The sequence below is a fragment of the Arthrobacter sp. ISL-72 genome, from assembly GCF_018613755.1.
Lineage (GTDB): Bacteria > Actinomycetota > Actinomycetes > Actinomycetales > Micrococcaceae > Arthrobacter.
Window position 1 is genome coordinate 1 of the sequence record NZ_JAGGPP010000011.1, and the last position, 15,597, is coordinate 15,597.

The 15,597-nt window shown below is 62.2% G+C and carries 14 protein-coding genes and 1 pseudogene; 5 read left to right on the forward strand and 10 right to left on the reverse strand.

Annotation, left to right across the window (positions count from 1 at the left end; all coding sequences use genetic code 11):
• Positions 1-506: 506 nt before the first annotated feature.
• Positions 507-1,109 carry a tyrosine-type recombinase/integrase gene (locus tag J7I92_RS12025; protein WP_214840759.1) on the forward strand — a complete coding sequence of 201 codons (603 nt, stop codon included), beginning with the start codon at positions 507-509 and terminating at the stop codon, positions 1,107-1,109.
• Between the two features lie 223 nt (positions 1,110-1,332).
• Here J7I92_RS12025 and J7I92_RS12030 read toward each other — a convergent pair whose 3' ends face one another.
• The 7 genes from J7I92_RS12030 to J7I92_RS12060 form a co-directional block, all read right to left on the reverse strand.
• The gene (locus J7I92_RS12030; RefSeq protein ID WP_214840761.1) at positions 1,333-3,585 is read right to left on the reverse strand and encodes a TIM-barrel domain-containing protein; all 2,253 of its coding nucleotides are present in this window, start codon (positions 3,583-3,585) and stop codon (positions 1,333-1,335) included.
• Between the two features lies 1 nt (position 3,586).
• A complete protein-coding gene (locus J7I92_RS12035; RefSeq protein WP_214840763.1) occupies positions 3,587-4,774 on the reverse strand; it encodes a glycoside hydrolase family 15 protein in 1,188 nt (395 codons plus the stop codon).
• Between the two features lie 92 nt (positions 4,775-4,866).
• Positions 4,867-6,117: a sugar ABC transporter substrate-binding protein gene (locus tag J7I92_RS12040; protein ID WP_214840765.1), complete on the reverse strand. Its 1,251-nt coding sequence runs from the start codon at positions 6,115-6,117 to the stop codon at positions 4,867-4,869.
• 40 nt (positions 6,118-6,157) lie between these two features.
• On the reverse strand, positions 6,158-6,973 hold the full coding sequence (locus J7I92_RS12045; protein WP_214840767.1) for a carbohydrate ABC transporter permease: 816 nt from the start codon (positions 6,971-6,973) through the stop codon (positions 6,158-6,160).
• Positions 6,966-7,925 carry a carbohydrate ABC transporter permease gene (locus J7I92_RS12050; RefSeq protein WP_214840769.1) on the reverse strand — a complete coding sequence of 320 codons (960 nt, stop codon included), beginning with the start codon at positions 7,923-7,925 and terminating at the stop codon, positions 6,966-6,968. Before J7I92_RS12050 ends, J7I92_RS12045 begins: the two co-directional genes overlap by 8 nt.
• Positions 7,922-9,136: an ROK family transcriptional regulator gene (locus J7I92_RS12055; RefSeq protein ID WP_214840771.1), complete on the reverse strand. Its 1,215-nt coding sequence runs from the start codon at positions 9,134-9,136 to the stop codon at positions 7,922-7,924. Before J7I92_RS12055 ends, J7I92_RS12050 begins: the two co-directional genes overlap by 4 nt.
• 677 nt (positions 9,137-9,813) lie before the next feature.
• A complete protein-coding gene (locus J7I92_RS12060; protein ID WP_214840772.1) occupies positions 9,814-10,005 on the reverse strand; it encodes a hypothetical protein in 192 nt (63 codons plus the stop codon).
• Positions 10,006-10,269: 264 nt separating this feature from the next.
• Between J7I92_RS12060 and J7I92_RS12065 the strand changes: the two genes are divergently transcribed.
• From J7I92_RS12065 to J7I92_RS24600, 4 genes and pseudogenes are all read left to right on the forward strand, one after another.
• Positions 10,270-10,440 carry a hypothetical protein gene (locus J7I92_RS12065; RefSeq protein WP_251039851.1) on the forward strand — a complete coding sequence of 57 codons (171 nt, stop codon included), beginning with the start codon at positions 10,270-10,272 and terminating at the stop codon, positions 10,438-10,440.
• A 36-nt stretch (positions 10,441-10,476) separates the two neighbouring features.
• Complete coding sequence (locus J7I92_RS12070) at positions 10,477-11,049, forward strand: GNAT family N-acetyltransferase (RefSeq protein ID WP_214840776.1); 573 nt, start codon at positions 10,477-10,479, stop codon at positions 11,047-11,049.
• 93 nt (positions 11,050-11,142) lie between these two features.
• Entirely contained in the window at positions 11,143-12,009 is an 867-nt protein-coding gene (locus tag J7I92_RS24595) for an IS30 family transposase (RefSeq protein ID WP_214840777.1), read from the forward strand.
• A pseudogene (locus tag J7I92_RS24600) lies at positions 11,943-12,377 on the forward strand (IS30 family transposase); the annotation flags it as partial. The gene J7I92_RS24595 and the pseudogene J7I92_RS24600, both read left to right, overlap by 67 nt.
• A 187-nt stretch (positions 12,378-12,564) precedes the next feature.
• Here the strand turns inward: J7I92_RS24600 and J7I92_RS12085 are convergent.
• Genes J7I92_RS12085 through J7I92_RS12095 form a run of 3 tightly spaced genes read right to left on the reverse strand, consistent with a single transcriptional unit; the run spans position 12,565 to position 15,593 of the window.
• Positions 12,565-14,145, reverse strand: a complete 1,581-nt coding sequence (locus J7I92_RS12085; RefSeq protein WP_214840781.1) for a Na+/H+ antiporter — start codon at positions 14,143-14,145, stop codon at positions 12,565-12,567.
• A 60-nt stretch (positions 14,146-14,205) separates the two neighbouring features.
• Positions 14,206-14,568, reverse strand: coding sequence for a nuclear transport factor 2 family protein (locus J7I92_RS12090; RefSeq protein ID WP_214840783.1), 363 nt, complete (start codon positions 14,566-14,568; stop codon positions 14,206-14,208).
• A complete protein-coding gene (locus J7I92_RS12095; RefSeq protein WP_214840785.1) occupies positions 14,565-15,593 on the reverse strand; it encodes an aldo/keto reductase in 1,029 nt (342 codons plus the stop codon). The genes J7I92_RS12090 and J7I92_RS12095 overlap by 4 nt, the downstream gene beginning before the upstream one ends.
• Positions 15,594-15,597: the final 4 nt, after the last annotated feature.

A 15,597-nucleotide genomic window follows, 5' to 3' on the forward strand; every position in this document is an offset into this window, starting at 1 on the left:
ACTGCCAGCTAGTCCCAGACCAACCACCGTAAGACTCACAGTTGTAGAAGGGACACCGAACTGGGCCTCAGAAGGCTCTTTCATCAAAAGGCAGCATCCGGGGCGCCGGCGGGCCCTCCAGCAGCCTCCGCTGTCGGGATTTCTTCGCCTTCCTCCATCAAGCCCAGATCGAATGGCGGGACGTGCAACTGGAAGACCTGGGTCGCTTCGCGAACTGGCTCCGGCTCGCTCCCGCCGAGCGGACAGCACAAGCACGACAGCTAAGACGCCAGTCGGACCATTGCTCGCCAACGACGATCAACCGCGAGTTGTCCGCGGTCGGGTCCTTCTATCAGTTTCATCAGCGCCATGGGTCGAGCTTCACGTTCCTGTTAGACGGGCACCCCGGTGGCAAGCGCGGTTCCTGGAAACCGATGCTCGCCCACTTGGGCGGTTCGGGAGGGCCGGCAAGGTCGCTGAAACGTCGGGCGCCGACCCGGATACCGCGGACACTCAGCCAGGACCACGTGTCGGCGGTCCCGGACTCGTGCGACCACCTGCGGGACCGTCTCCTCTTCGCCCTCCTGACCGGGTCCGGCATGCGGATTGGGGAAGCACTGGGCCTTCGGCATGAGGACGTAGACGCCGCCGAGGGCATCGTCAAGGTAAGGTCCCGACCGAATGCCAATAAGGCCCGGGCGAAGACCGGTGATCGTGACATTCCCATCGAGCCTGGTTTGGTGCGCTTGTTCGCTGACTACCTGTTTGACGAGTACGGCACGCTGGATTGCGACTATGTCTTCGTCAATCTCTGGTCACAGCCCGTGGGTCATCCGATGAGCTACCCGGCTGTTCTGGATCTGGTCTCGCGGCTCAGGGCCCGCACGGGGTTTCACTTCTCTCCGCACCAGTTCCGCCACACATACGCCACGGAGTTGCTCCGCCGGAACGTCCCGGCGGAGGTGGTCCAGAAACTTCTGGGCCATTCATCAGTCGCGACGACCATTGATACCTATTCCCATCTGGACCTCCGCCACATTCGAAGGGCGCTGGCATCGGTGGGATGGCTGCCGGACAGGCCGGACAACGACGGGATCGATCACCCGGAAGGCGTAGGGGTCGGCCGATGACTCCGCCCAGGATCAGGGGTGGTGCTGCCACGCCAACCAGCTGGGCATCTGCAGACTGCACGCCCACTGCGCGCTCTCCGCCGTACGACTCCGCGCTCCGTCCCCGATTTCGGTCGGGGACGGAGCGCGGAGAATGCAGGCCGGCATCTGGGACAGAGTCAGAGATCCTAATGGCCGGAGAGAGCCCCAAGGGTGGATTGGGCGTGCCCTTGGCCGCGTTCGGTCAGCTGTCTGCTGCGAAGATGCTCTTCATTTCGTCCCAAACCTCGGCGTGGACAAACACCGGGATCCGGTTCATGGGAGCTGGAACGTCGGCCGTTTGTTGTCCGACATAGGTTTCCCCGGTCCAGGCGTCGATCCAGCTGCCAGCGGGGAGGTACGTCGTCCAGGACTGTGCCCCTTCCTCGGTGACGGGAGAGATGAGAAGGTGGTCGCCGAGCATCCACTGCAGTGGGTGCTTCCATACCTCTTGGTCATCGGTGTGGTCGAAATACAGGGGCCGCATGAGGGGCGCCCCGGTGGCGATGGTCTTGCGGGCCTGCTCTCGCAGATACGGAATGAGCCGTTCGCGGAGTTCAACCAGTTCGCGGAATACCGGGACCACGGTGTCATCGCCGGTGCGCTCCTGGATATTCCACGGGGTCCGGTCACGCGATGGTTTGCGGTGGTGGTTGAATTCGGAGTGGTATTGCATGATGGGGACGAAGACGGCCGCCGCTGCCGAGCGCAGGTAGAGTTCGGCAGTCGGTACGTCGCCGGAAAAGCCTGCGAAATCCCAGCCCCAGTAAAGAATGCCGCTTGATGCAGCGGAAAGACCGGCGTACATCGACCAGCGGAAGGCATCCCAGGTGGAGTCCTCATCCCCGGCCCAGAAGGCGCCGTGGGCCTGGGATCCGGTGAACCCGGCCCGGCTGAACGTGACAGGGGCTTTGCCGGCAGATTCGAGCAGGGCACCATATGCCTTGGCGTAGGCGACCGGGAAGAGATTGTTCCCTTCGTCCCCGCGCATTCCGTTGAGGTAGCGCAGGTCCTCTCCCCAGGCGTGTTCGCCTCCGTCGGTTTTGAAACCGTCGATACCGAGTTCTTCAACCAGATAACGTCGTTTCTCCGTCCACCAGCGTGCGGCTTCCGGGTCGGTCAGGTCCGGCATTAGGCCCAGAGGGAACCACCATCCACGGTTCCGGTAGGGGCGCAGGCTTCCGTCCGGTGCTTCCTCACGAATGAGTCCGCCTTCACGCACGGCGGCGTCTGCATCGTTGCGGGCCTGCCCCAGGGGGTGAGGGCGCATCTTGATGAGGGGGATCTGCCACAGCACCACCTGGATGTCGCGGGCGTGCAGCTCGTCGACCATGGCCTTCGGATCCGGCCATGCTCCGTGTTCGGGGAAAGTGAAATCGCTCAGCCGGAGCGGGGCGCCGTCCGGGCTGGGCTGGTATTCGGCGTCCCGGAATGCGGTGAAGGTCGCCTCGTCGCTCCACGCTTCGATGACTACGGATCCGACGGGGATGCCGGTTTCCCGATGCAGATCCATCTGCCGCATGATTTCGGACTGGGTGTTCCATTCGTTGCCGCTGGCCCAGAGTTTGAAGACCCAGTCGGGCAGCTCTTTAGGGCCGCCCACGTCGGAGAGGAATGACCGCAGGACCTCGGCGGGTGTTCCCTCGAAGAACTTCACGCTCAGGAAGGCATCCCCGTGTGCAGCTTCGGGGCCTACCTCAGCTTCAATGATGAGCCGGCTCTCGTCGGAGGCTCCGATGTCGTACCAGGTGCGTCGGGAGGTATCGAGGTGGAATCCCCACCCGTCCCCACCGATGACGTGCGCGAAGGGCATCGGCAGGTAGGTCTTTCGTTTCGCCCCCTGGCTTTTGTATTGTTCAAAGACGACGGCGTCCAGCGTGCTTCCCCGGTGGTCGAGGGCATCGAAGCGTTCCCCGAAACCGGTGACCCTTTCTTCGGGGGTCAGGGGCAGGGCGAATCGTATCCGGAGCGGCCGGCTACCGTCGTGAAGGACTTCGACCGAATCACGGATTACCCGGTCGTTTCCGATGATGTGGAGTGCCTGCGGGGCTGCTTTCCAGGCGGCGGCTTGGAAACTGAACCAGCGGGTTTGCTCCTTTCCGCCTTCCGGCTTGTCTGCCGTGAAGCGGTATTTGTAGGTCGTCAGAGGATCTGCCGGCGTGATGGTGGTCTGCCAGCCGCTGGCGGAGCGGGCAAGTTTGGCCTGGGCGGAGGCGAGGTGTCCGCCGTCGACAACTTGTCCGCGGGATGCTGCCGGTACCCGGGTCAGCGGAACGGTTGTGTGGGTGGTGGTCCCGTCGTGGCCGGTTTCGGCCAGTTCGCAGACCACGTTCGTCAGCTCGGGCGAGGTGCGCACGCCCAGAGTGACCGGTTCGCCGGCCCGCGGGCGGGCAGGGCTGCGCTGATCGGTGTCGTTTACGTAGGGGTGTCCTGAGCCGAAGGGTTTGTGGCGGATCAATTCAGAGTCCTTTGTCGTTCGTCTGGGGGCCGGTTTCCGGCCTGTCGGGGTGGGGAATGATGCCGAGGGCGGCTGCGAGCCGGATGAACATGGCGTGACTCCACAGCAGCGGGCTCGCGGACGGGCCCCAGCGGTCGTTCCAGGGCTGCAGGTGGACTGCGTCAAGGAGGTGTTCTTCGACCTGTTCGGGAAGGTCGCTGTTGTCACCTGCGGTGGAGGCGGCCCAATCAAGGAGGTCTCGGGCTCGTGACCGGTTTCCTGCGGATTCCTGGGCGAGGCCGAGGAAGCAGCTGAGCAACGGCCATTGGCCTCCGCCGTAGTAGGTGTCTGCCAGGTACCGGTGGACGCCGTTGTTGACTGTGAGCTGGTTTTCGATTGCTGCGATGGTTTCGCTACCGACAGGACTGAGCGGGTCGAGGAAGTTCATTGGTGCAATGAGCGCCAGCAGGCTGGCATCGACTGCTTCGGTTCCGAGCCATTTGGTCAGGTGCCCGGCGCGTACTCCGTCGGCCTGGACCCGGCGGCGGATGTTGGTCGCGGCCGCGGAGGCATCTGATGCCCGTGGCTGATCCAGATGCCCTGTCGCTGCGATGCTGGACAAGCCGGCGGCGATGCAGCCGAGGGTGGACACGTGGACTTGCTCTGCGGACTCCTCCCACCAGTCGTAGCATGGCCGTTCCCAGGAACAGGAAAGGTAGTCGACGGTGAGGGCGATGGCGTCGGTCCAACGATCCAGCGGTCGGCCGTGGCGGGTGTGGTGTTCGGCGAGGGCCCAAAGCCAGGTACCGTACCCGTCGAGCTGGAAGTCCCACCAGTCATCATTGCCTTCGGCGCCGTCGAGCAGGAAGCGGGTCGCCATCATGTGCTCGTCAGAAGGGGGTCGTCCGGCCCGGCTTTCCTCGACGATGTGCCGGATTCGGTCAGCACGTGAGGTCAGGACCTCGGAGCACCAGTCGAAGAACCGTTCGGCGGATTCGATCTGCCCGACGGCGGACATCGCGTCAGCGATGTATGACCCATCGCGGAACCAGCTGTACCCGGAGTAGGCGGAAAAGGAAGGGCTTGCGGGGTAGGCGCCGCTGGGCGCCTGCTGTTCCAGGATTATTCCGGTGCCGGCCCGGACCAGCTCCCGGAGCGCGGCGTCGCCGGTCCGCGTCGCTGTAGCCCCTGACATGGATTTGTCGATCATGCGTGTCTCTTTCAAATGGTGAGCGGGTCGCGGGGCCTGCACTTCATGGTCCTAGCGCGACCCGCTCGCCTGCCCTTCCGGGCTTTGTGGGATTACTTGAGCAAGGCGTTGATCTGGTCTGCGGCGCCCTTGAGTGCGTCAGCTGCACTGGAGCGCTTCGCCTCCACTTCGCCGAGTGCGTTGGTGATGATGTCAACCATCTTCTGCTGGTTGTCACCGATGACCGGGGGAAGGGCAACGTGCTCGAGCGCGTCAAAGACGGCCTGGCGGTTGGCGGGCTTGTCCTTGGTGAGATAGGGCTTCAGGACTGATTCGTCGGAGGTGGGGGGAAGCTCCCATCCGGAGCTGATACGGGTTTGTGCCATAACCTCGGAACTGGTCATGAATTCTGCCCACTTCTGGGCTGCCGCCTCGTTCTTCGTGTTGGCAGATACCGCGACAGCATTGGAGAACAGCGCACTTGCTTTCTGGGTGTCTCCCGGCTCCACAACAATGTCCCAGTTCTTAGGTGTGTCCGCGAAGCTGCTTGCTACCCAAATACCGCTGTGGAGCATGCCGAGCTTGCCGTCTTTGAACAGCTTGGTGTCAAAATCCGGGGTGCCTGCACCCTGGGCAGGGGTGGGCATGGTCGTGCCGCTCTTGCCCGCCAGCCATTCGGCCGCCTTGACGCCCTGCGGGGAGTTGAACGCGACGGATTTGCCGTCGTCGTTGAGGAACTTGCCGCCGGTCTGCTCAAGAGCCTTATAGAACTCATAGAAGCTCACGTTCTGGAAATCCCCATAGACGCCTGCTCCGCTGTCCGTGATTTTCTTCGCTGCAGCGGTCTCATCTGCCCACGTCCAGCTGGCTGTGGGGTACTGAACGCCTGCTTTGTCGAACAGATCCTTGTTGAAGTACAGGACGACGTCCGAGAAGGAGCTGGGCAGTGCGTACTGCTTGCCGTCGGCCTGGTACGACTTCAGCAAGGACTCCTTGTACTTGGACCCGTCCACTCCATCGAGCGGGGCAACCGCTCCGTTGGCGACGTAGGAGCCCAGGTTGGCGTACTCGATATCGAAGGTGTCGGCCTGGGTCCCGGCAGCAAGATCGGTCTGCAGGGCAGTGGCGTAGTCCTTGTACGGCAGGGTGGTGACTTGGACGGTGATGTTGGGGTTGGCCTTCTCGAAGGCCTGAACGATGGTGTCCAGGTTCTTCTCGTTGCCTCCATTGGAAGTGAAGTTTGAATACTTGATGGTTACTTTTTCGTTGCTTGAGGCATCAGACTTTGCTGCCGAACCACAACCGGTCGTGGACAGGATTGCGGCGAGGGCGAGACCCAGCGCAGCAAGGGGTTTTTTGTTCATATGTATCTCCATTGATGAAGGGAAAACGGGACGTTCCGGCTTATTTGAGTCCGGTTCCCGCTACTCCCTGGATGATGTATTTCTGGGTAAAGATGTACAGGGCAAGCATTGGCAGGACACTGACCACGGATCCGGCCATGACGATGTCCCACTGCGTGGTGTACTGCCCCTGGAGACCTGCCAACGCGACCGGAAGTGTCTTCATCTCCGGCGTGCGCAGGATGATCAGCGGCCAGAGGAAGCTGTTCCAGCTGTTCAGGAAGGCGAAGACGGTCAGCGTTGCCAGAGCGGGGCGGACCAGGGGAAGAACGATGAGTCCGAAAATCCGGAAGTGTCCGGCGCCGTCCAGCGTTGCGGCCTGGTCCAGATCGGTGGGGATCGAGTTCATGGCCTGCCGGAGCAGGAAGACACCGAACGCGCTGGCAACGCCTGGCAGGAGCACCCCGAGGTAGGTGTCGATGAGCCCAAGCGTCTTCATTTCAACGAACAGCGGCACAACGAGAACTTGGAGGGGCACCATCATGGTGGCCAGGTACACCGCGAAAACAACATTGCGTCCCTTGAAGGGCATCCGGGAAAACACGTACGCGGCCAGGGAACTTGTTGCGAGCTGGAACACGGTAGTCAGGACCGCCAGGACCAGGCTGTTGAGGACAATCTGCGCAAACGGCAGCCGTTCGAGCAGCTGGGCATATGCGGACAGCGACGGGTTCTCCGGGATCAGCTGCGGGGTGGCAGACAAACCGGCCCCGGGACTGATGGAGGTGACGAAGGCCCAGAGGAACGGGAACACCATCACGAGGGCACCGAGGGCGACAAGGATATTCAACGTGATCAGATGACGGTGCTTACGCATAGTTCACCCATTTCTTCTGGCCGCGGACCTGGACCAGTGTGATGACCAGAATGAAGAGGAACAGCAGCCATGACAGGGCTGATGCTTCCCCGGCCCGGCCGTAGCGGAAAGTGAGGTCGTAGATCTGCTGAACGACGACCTGGGAGGAATTGTTGGGGCCACCGCCGGTCATCGCATAGACCTGGTCGAAGACCTGGAAACCGTTGATCAGCGATAGGACGATGACAAAGAACGTCGACGGGGAAAGCATCGGCAATGTGATGCTGAATAGCCGCCTCACCGGTCCGGCCCCATCCACCTTCGCTGCCTCATACAGCTCTTCGGGAACTGCCTGCAGCCCGGCTAGAAGGATCACCATGACAAACCCGACGTCCTTCCAGGCCGAGGCCAGGATGATCGCGGGCATTGACCATGCGGGGTCGGTCCACCAACCCGGTCCGGCGATCCCAACCAGGCTCAGGAGCCAGTTGACGATCCCTGTGCTGGGGTTCAGCAGCCAGCGCCACACCAGTGCCACAACGATCCAGCTTGTTACCACTGGAAGGAAGTAGAGACCGCGCAGCATGCCGCGTGCCTTGATCCTGCTGTTCAGGGCCAGGGCAATGCCGAGCCCGCCGATGTAGACCAACGGCAAGTATCCGACGATGTAGTAAACCGTGTGCAGAAATGCGCCCTGAGTGCCTGGATCGGTGATGAGCCTGGCGTAGTTGTCAGCACCGATCCATTTCATCGGGCCGACGAGGTTCCACTGATGCAGGCTGATCCAAAATGCGGCGATCATGGGAACGATGGTGAAAAACAGCAGAGGCAAGGCGCTCGGCAGGAGGAAGAGGGCAACGGTCAGCGAATACCTCAACCGTGAGGACGCTTTCCGGCGACGAGGAGACGACATCCTGGTGGGGTAGGTAGCTGCGCCGGGAAGAGTGGAATTGGAGCTTTCGAGGACCGTCATGATACCGCTGCTTCCTTGGTCGGAGAGGTCAGCCGGGCACGGACCTGTCGCCCCTGCTCACCGGAGCTTTCACCGCTATAGAACGGCGTTGAGGCAACCAGCGCCGCTGCACCCCGTGCCCAGCTCTCGTCGTCCCACGACTCGACAATCACAGGAATTCCCCGCCGGTCGGAGGTCAGAGAGCTGCGGAAGGACTGCTCGAATCCCGGCTTCCAATGGCTCCAGGCTCTGGTGCCTTCGCCACTGACGATCACGATCTCCGGATCGAGGACCTGGACCAATCCGGCGACTATCCGCCCCAGCGGGTGGCCGGCACCGCGGAATAGGTCCTGGGCCATCGCACTTCCGGCGTCGGCTTGGGACTGCAATGCCGCCATTGTCGCGTCCGGCGGAATAATCCCGGACTGACATGCAGAGACGACGAGCGCCTCTTCGCCGATCACCGCCTCGATGCAACCATTGTTGCCACATGTACACCGCGGGCCATCCTCGACCGCGGCGATATGACCGATTTCTCCCGCACCGCCGCGGCTGCCGCGCACGACGGCTCCGCCGGTAACAAAGCCGGCACCAACACCCTCACCAATCGTCACGACCAGAAAGTCGGGGTGATCGCGCCCGGGTCCGTAAAGCCGCTCCGCAATGGCGAGGGCGTTGACGTTGTTCTCCACGAGCACCGGCACACCCAGTTCACGGCTCAGAACCCCTCCCAGAGGAACCTGCTGCCATCCCAGAAGGCCCGAATCGACCACGCCGCTCCCCTGTGAGTCCACGGAACCCGGCACCCCCACACCCACTCCTAGAATGGGTACGCCGCTTCCTGACTTCCGAAACGCCTCCACGAGTTCGACCAACGTGGAAAGGAACGTGACCGAGGACGCGTCAAACGGCCAGCTCTCCGCCCGCATCACTTCCCCGCTCAGCTCCGTCTCGACCAACGCGACATGGTCCTTAGAGAGTTTCATGCCGATCATCCGCCCGGCCGAAGCAACCGGCCCGAGCAACTGAGCGGGCCGGCCACCATTCGACGGCGACATCGCCAACTCCCGGATGAGACCATCCGAGATAAGGTCCCGAACGAGTTGAGTCATGAGGGCCGGCGAGACCCCAAGAGCCCGTGCAAGGTCAGCACGGGACGCGCCGCCACTAGTGCCCAGATAGGCCAGGATCGCAGAGCGGTTGACGTCAGCGCTTCCACTCGGACGCAACATGTAAACTCCTTTGTTTAGTACTAAATAAAGATTAGAACTATGTTGTCCGTCACGTCAAGGAGTGCTTCGCACGATCGCGTCCACCGACTGGGGCGAGTTGGATGCCGACTGACGATTGAGATGTCGCAGCTTGACCCGCGCGGGACTGTTGCCTGCCGACAGTGCGGCCAAGGCCCATTGAGGTGCCGTCACTTGAGGCCCAAGACGTACCACTCGCAGTCATGGAAACCTGCTTGAGCTCGATTTCGAGCACTTCGTCTCCAAGAACGCCTTTACCTGGATCCCGGTGAAGGCGTGGTTCCGGTATCCGAACTGCGCCAAGCTGGGTCGACGGCGCGGTGTACGCCTGGACGGCCAAGACCGTCGACGTGACGTGGAATGACGGTCCGGTGACGTACGGACATAGGTGTGGAGTTCGGCGGTCACCCGCCAGGAAGAAATGATGAGAGAGAACTTGGGAGACCGCGCAAACCGTGACAGCAGTAACGAATGAAGACGTGGCTAACATGCCCCGAGCGAAGTTCGACTTTGACCTGCGCACACTTCAGCCGAGGGGAGATAATCCGGCTCAGCTCGAATTCGGCGCTTCGGACCTTCGAGCTGCGTCGGGATCCGTTGTCGGACCAGTGGCTACTGGAAGCCATCACTGACACTGACCCCGGTTGCGCATCCACAGATCACATTCTCCTCTTGAAATATGCGGTCAGTGCGGGAACCGCGATCACGACGGTAATAATGATCCCAACCACCATTGGCAGAAGACTTGTTTGGGGTAAGAGTGCCGCCAATAAAAGAGCAGCAACAATGCCCACGAGCAAGCCCGAACCACAAATAAGCATCACCTTGCGGAAACCTATTTCGTTTGCCATCTCTTGGCTTTCCTCACACTGCGGCCAGCCACCCATCGATCGACTCCGCTGAGCCCTATATTCACTGGACCCACCGCCGGCCGCGCCAGCGGACGACCACTACTGGTTGGAGCGCAGCGGAAAGCAGCGCGCTTTGATACTCCGGCTGCCGCTCTCTTACTCAGAAGGGACACAGAAATGGGCCTTAGAAGTCTCTTTCGGCGGAAAGCCGTAAACCCCGTAGCTGTGAGCCGCGTTCCGGCTACCGCTGCTAAGGACGAGCCCTTGTCACCGCGCCTGGATGAGCTTCAGGCTGCCTGGGCCGAACTCACTGAGGCAGCCAAATGCTCGAAGGTGACCAACTTCCACGCCTGCACCCGGTCAGGGCAGCCCTGGGCGGAAGACCCGGCCGCCGTCAGAGCCGTCGCAGCCACCCTCCGCGAATTCCCGTCCTAGGGTGCACCCGGGACCGCCCGGGTCTAGATTGATCCCGTGAGCGATGAACTGGTGATCAGGCAGGTCTGGCCGGTGCCGCGCGGACATTCACTGCTCTCATCGTTCGAGGCATCAGAGGACTTCACACAGGCCTGCTGGCAGGCCAACGAAGTCATCGCCGCCTCCCCGTCGGACCACTTCTACACCTTCACCAAGGACGGAGAGGAAATCGTCCGCCTGATCGTCGTCGATCACCCGGAGGTTGATCCCGGTTACGGGGTCCCGGAAGCCGGCAACGGGCTGGAGATCGACTTCATGGAAGTCGCCGACGGGCACCGCCGCCAGGGGCTCGGCACACAGGCCATCGAACTGGTCCGACAGCAGCATCCCGGCCGGAGCGTGTTCGCCAGGCCGCCAGAAAGTGAGGACGCGTTCTGGCAGTCCCTGGGCTGGGACCACGTGCGCCACGCCCAGGACGGGACTATCCCCCGCTATTCCTGTAGCGCTGACCGAGACCCTCGGCCGCCGGTTGGGGTGCCGTGTCCGGGTTGTGCCCACTGGGGGCCAGGTGGAGCCCTCCGCACAGCTCAAAGCTGGGCGGTTTCTCACAAACGTTGCAACACCAACTGAAAGTGGTGTTGATTTATGCGCAGTTCGACGCGCCGGTCGAGGAAAATGGGCCCAGAGGGCTTGGTTGAGAAGAAGCCCTTATACGTTCAGCTCATGAAAAAAGGGCACTCCAACTCAGCAGCATGCAGGATTCTTGGTATCCACAAGAACACGGGCCAGCGTTGGTTGCATGGACGCAACGGGGTTGAGGGCTTGGTACAGCAGGGCTTGGATCCGCGGCCCCGTAAAGCGGTTCCGATGGCAAGCGGGTCCAGCCGCTATTTGTCAGAGGACGAACGCATCTACATTGCCGACCGGTTGCTGGTGCGGGCGAGTCTTCAATCCATCGCTCGTGATCTTGGGCGGTCGCCGTCCACAATCAGCAGGGAGTTGGCCCGGAACCGCCCCGACTCACGTCGCTATCATCCGTTCCGAGCCCAGAAAATGGCACAAAAGAGAAAGCCCAGGCCAAGGCTGGCCAAGCTTGCTATTGATAGCGAGCTGCGGCATTACGTTGTGGAGTGTCTGTCGAAGCGCTGGAGCCCTCAGCAGGTCTGCCGAGCCCTGAAGCAAAGGTTCCCAGGGCAAAAGCACCGGCATCTCGCCCATGAAACGATCTACCGGGCGCTTTACCATTTGAGCATCCGTCCAGTTCCAACTGGATCTGCCCGGCTGCTGCGTTCGGGCAAGTTCAGCAGGCGGCCGCGGTCCAGGACCAAGGTCAAGCCACGCCAGTACATTGCCGATGCTTTAAAAATCGGTGACCGCCCAGCCCACATCGCTACCAGGGAAGAACCCGGCCACTGGGAAGGTGACCTCATCATGGGGAAGGGCAACAAATCAGCGATAGTGACGCTCGTTGAACGCTCTTCCCGACTCCTCGTCGCTTTGCGCTCCGCCCGGGAAACAGGTCCGATAACATGCGTGACCAGCTCATTGAGGCGCTCGGGGTTATGCCGGTCACCTTGGGAAGGACGTTGACCTGGGACCGGGGATCAGAGATGGCCAAACACGCCGAGGTCACCGCCGCCCTGGGGACGCTCGTGTACTTTTGCGATCCGGCCAGCCCGTGGCAGCGTGCATCGAACGAAAACGCCAATGGCTTGCTCCGTCAGTACTTCCGGAAGGGAGATGACCTAAGCACGGTTGAACCGGCAGATGTCTTGTTCGCCGCTCAGGAGATCAACAGCCGGCCACGGGCTGTCCTGGATTGGTCAAGCGCGTCCGCAAAGTTCGCGGCTTATCATGCCGCCGCGGCCAAGTTAGATGACCCTCCACGGGTGCAGAATGTGGCTGAGCCGGCAGACACATCGACCCTCCACGCCAGGACGGCAGTCTTGGAAGGCTAGGGTTCCGAGGCAGTGAAGTTTCGAGACGGGTCCAGAGGCTGAAAATAGAGATAACCGATTTAAGACGGCGCCGGAATCTTGCCCGGGGGCCGTCGCAGGCCCCTTCCTCGGCCGTTTCAGTCGGTGCAGTTCTCGATACAACCTTCTTGCGATCCGTCGTTTGCAAGAACAAGAATCTTCGGCATGATCAATCCACCATTTCGACACCGGTGAGGCGTTGTTCTTCGACATCGAGCCTGGTCTGGATTCTCCGGGCGACGGTGTCATCGACCGTGCCCGCCAGTCGGAGTTCGAGAAGTACCTCCCGCTTCCGCTCGAGGACGGCTTGGCGGAGGGCTGTTTCTTCCTGGCGCGACTGTGTAGTCCCCAGCGGATCGGATCCTTCCTTCAGCGCCTGCGTGACCGATAGGTGGGACCGATACTCGGCCGCCACGCGGCCGTGTATGTCCGCGTTGGTCCCCAGTTCCTGGGCGATTTGATCGACGGCGGTAACGGCGGCGGAGGCAATGGCAAGTTCGGCCACGCGGAGCTCTTCCTCCTCGGGTTCGTCGGGAAGCTTGGCCCACCGGACGACTATGGGAAGCAGGGGGCCTTGGACGAGCATGGTCAGCACGATCACGCCGGCGCTGATGAAGATGATGTCGTCGCGGCCCGGGAGTGGAGTGCCGTCATCGAGTGCCAAGGGCACGGACAGGGCTATTGCCAGCGAGACTGCTCCGCGGAAGCCGGCGATGGAGCTGACGATTCGTGCCCGGTAGGTCATCCTGCGCCCGCGTTGGGAGGGGCGCCGGTCCAGGACCCGGATGACGGCGACGCTCACGGTTTGGAACACGAACCGGATGATGATGAGCGCCAGCCACACGGCAACTGTGGTCAGCAGAAGCCGGCCCACATCGCGGGCATCGATCTCGTGCACGGCGGCCTGCACCTGGAGGCCGATGAGGACGAACAGGGCACCGTTGAGGAGGTAGGAGCCCAGAGGCCATGCGGACTCGGTTTGCCGGCGCGATGCTGCCGTGCTGATCCGGCCGGAGGTAAAGGAAATGATCAGCCCCGCAGCAACAACGGCCAGGACTCCGGAGGCGTGAACGGCTTCGGCGAGCAGGAAAGACGCAAAAGGGATGATCAGCAGGGCAATGTTAGTAATGAGCGGATCGCGCACCCGAACCAGGAGCAGGTAGGCCGCGGCCGCCACCAGGATGCCCGCGACCGCCCCTCCAACATAGGAGAGGGCGAATAGGCCAGCGATATTGACTGGCGTGTAGCTGCCGCCAAGGGTCGCGCCAACGGCAATCGCGTAGAGCACCAAGGCCGTGCCGTCATTAGTCAGGCTCTCTGCCTTAAGCAGCATAAAATTCCGGCGTGGCAGCATCCGGCCCAAAGCCGCAACGGCTGTCGCGTCCGGAGGAGCGAGGGCGGCACCGAGGATAAGGGCAGTGTTCCATGGCAGGCCGAGGAGGTGTGCCACTCCCGCGACGGCGAGGGCGGAGGTCACAACGAGCAGCGTGCTGAGCAACACGATGCCGCGGAGGTCACGCCGGATGGACCGGAGCGAGGTGGTCAGGCTTTCCCAGAACAGCATCACCGGCAAGAAGATCAGCAGCACCGTCTCCGGTGCCAGCTCAATCTGCCGCAGCTGCGGAACCAGGCCGAGGAGGAGGCCGAAGACCAGCAGCAGTAACGGTGCGGCGACTCTGAGCCGGGGAGCCAGGATCGCGCCGGCCAGCACGGTCATGCCCAGGAGTACGACGGTTTCCAGGCCCTCCATGGCATCTCCTTTCAATTTGTGTGGTCAATTGCTCGCGCACCCGAAGGCGGATGTGTCCTGTTACCAGGTTGATGCGACCGTGCGTGTGATGACCCAGCCGTTTCCGCGGGGCTCGAACCAGGAGCGCAACGTCAGCCGCCACGTGGCCCTCGACCCCCAAATCGTCGCGTCGGTAAGCGTTCGGGCGGTCAGCGCGGGCACGGTCCCATCCCTGCTTCGGGTGGACTCGACCGTTTCCATCCGGTGGTACTGCATCTCGCCGGATTCAATGGCTTCAAGCCATTCCGACCTCGATTGCACATATCCGGTCATGTGGGTGAGGGTGAATCCGCTGGCAAGGATGGAGTCCAGTTCTGCCAGGTCCCCGGCTACCATCGCCTCGAACATGGCCTCATGAAGGGTTTCAATCGCTTCGTTGGTCATGGTCGTGTCCGTCGTCGTGCGTGTGCGGTAAGTTCGTGCGTACCGTAGCTGTTGTCGTCGGGGTTGACGGTCACTCCCGGGGTGACAATCTTGTCGATGCGGTCCAGGACGTCGCTGGACAAAGTGATGTCGGCAGCCGGCAGATAGGACTCGAGCTGTTCCATGGTGCGTGGTCCCACGATGGCGGACGTGACGCCGGGGTGGTTGATGACGAACGCGATCGCCAGGTCGATGAGCGTCAACCCGGACTGTTCGGCCAGTTGGGCGAGTTCTTCGACGATGTCGAGCTTCCGCTGGTTCGCCGGTTTTGCCATGTCGAACCGTGCGCTGGGTCGAGCGCTGGAGGTGGGTGCGGCCGCAGCATCTTTCCTCCACCGGCCTGAGAGCCAGCCGCCGCCAAGCGGGCTGTAGGTGAGGGTGCCCATACCGTGACGCTTCACGGCAGGGAGGACGTCCTCTTCAATGCCGCGGACCAGGATCGAGTAGGGAGGCTGCTCACTAACGAACCGCTCCAGGTTGCGTTCCCGTGACGCCCATTGGGCTTCCACGATCTGGGATCCGGAGTAGGACGAGGAACCGATGTACCGCACCTTGCCCTGGCGGACCAGGTCGGTAAGGGCACCCAAGGTCTCCTCCACATCGGTGTCCGGGCCGGGCCGGTGAACCTGGTAGAGGTCGATGTAATCGGTGTTCAGCCGCCGCAGCGAGTCCTCCACCGCGCGCATGATCCAGCGGCGGGACCCGCCACGCTGGTTGGGATCATCCTCGTTCATAGGCATAAAGAACTTGGTGGCCAAGAAGACGTCGTCGCGCCGGCCCACCAGGGCCTGCCCGACGATCTCCTCAGATACACCGCCCGAGTAGACGTCCGCGGTGTCGATGAAGTTGATCCCCGCGTCGAGTGCGCCCTGGATAATCCTGGTCGCGTCGGCGCGATCGTCGTTGCCCCAGGGGCCGAACATCATCCCACCGAGGCACAGGGGACTGACTTTAACTCCGGTTCGGCCAAGCGAGCGGTACTCCATGCTG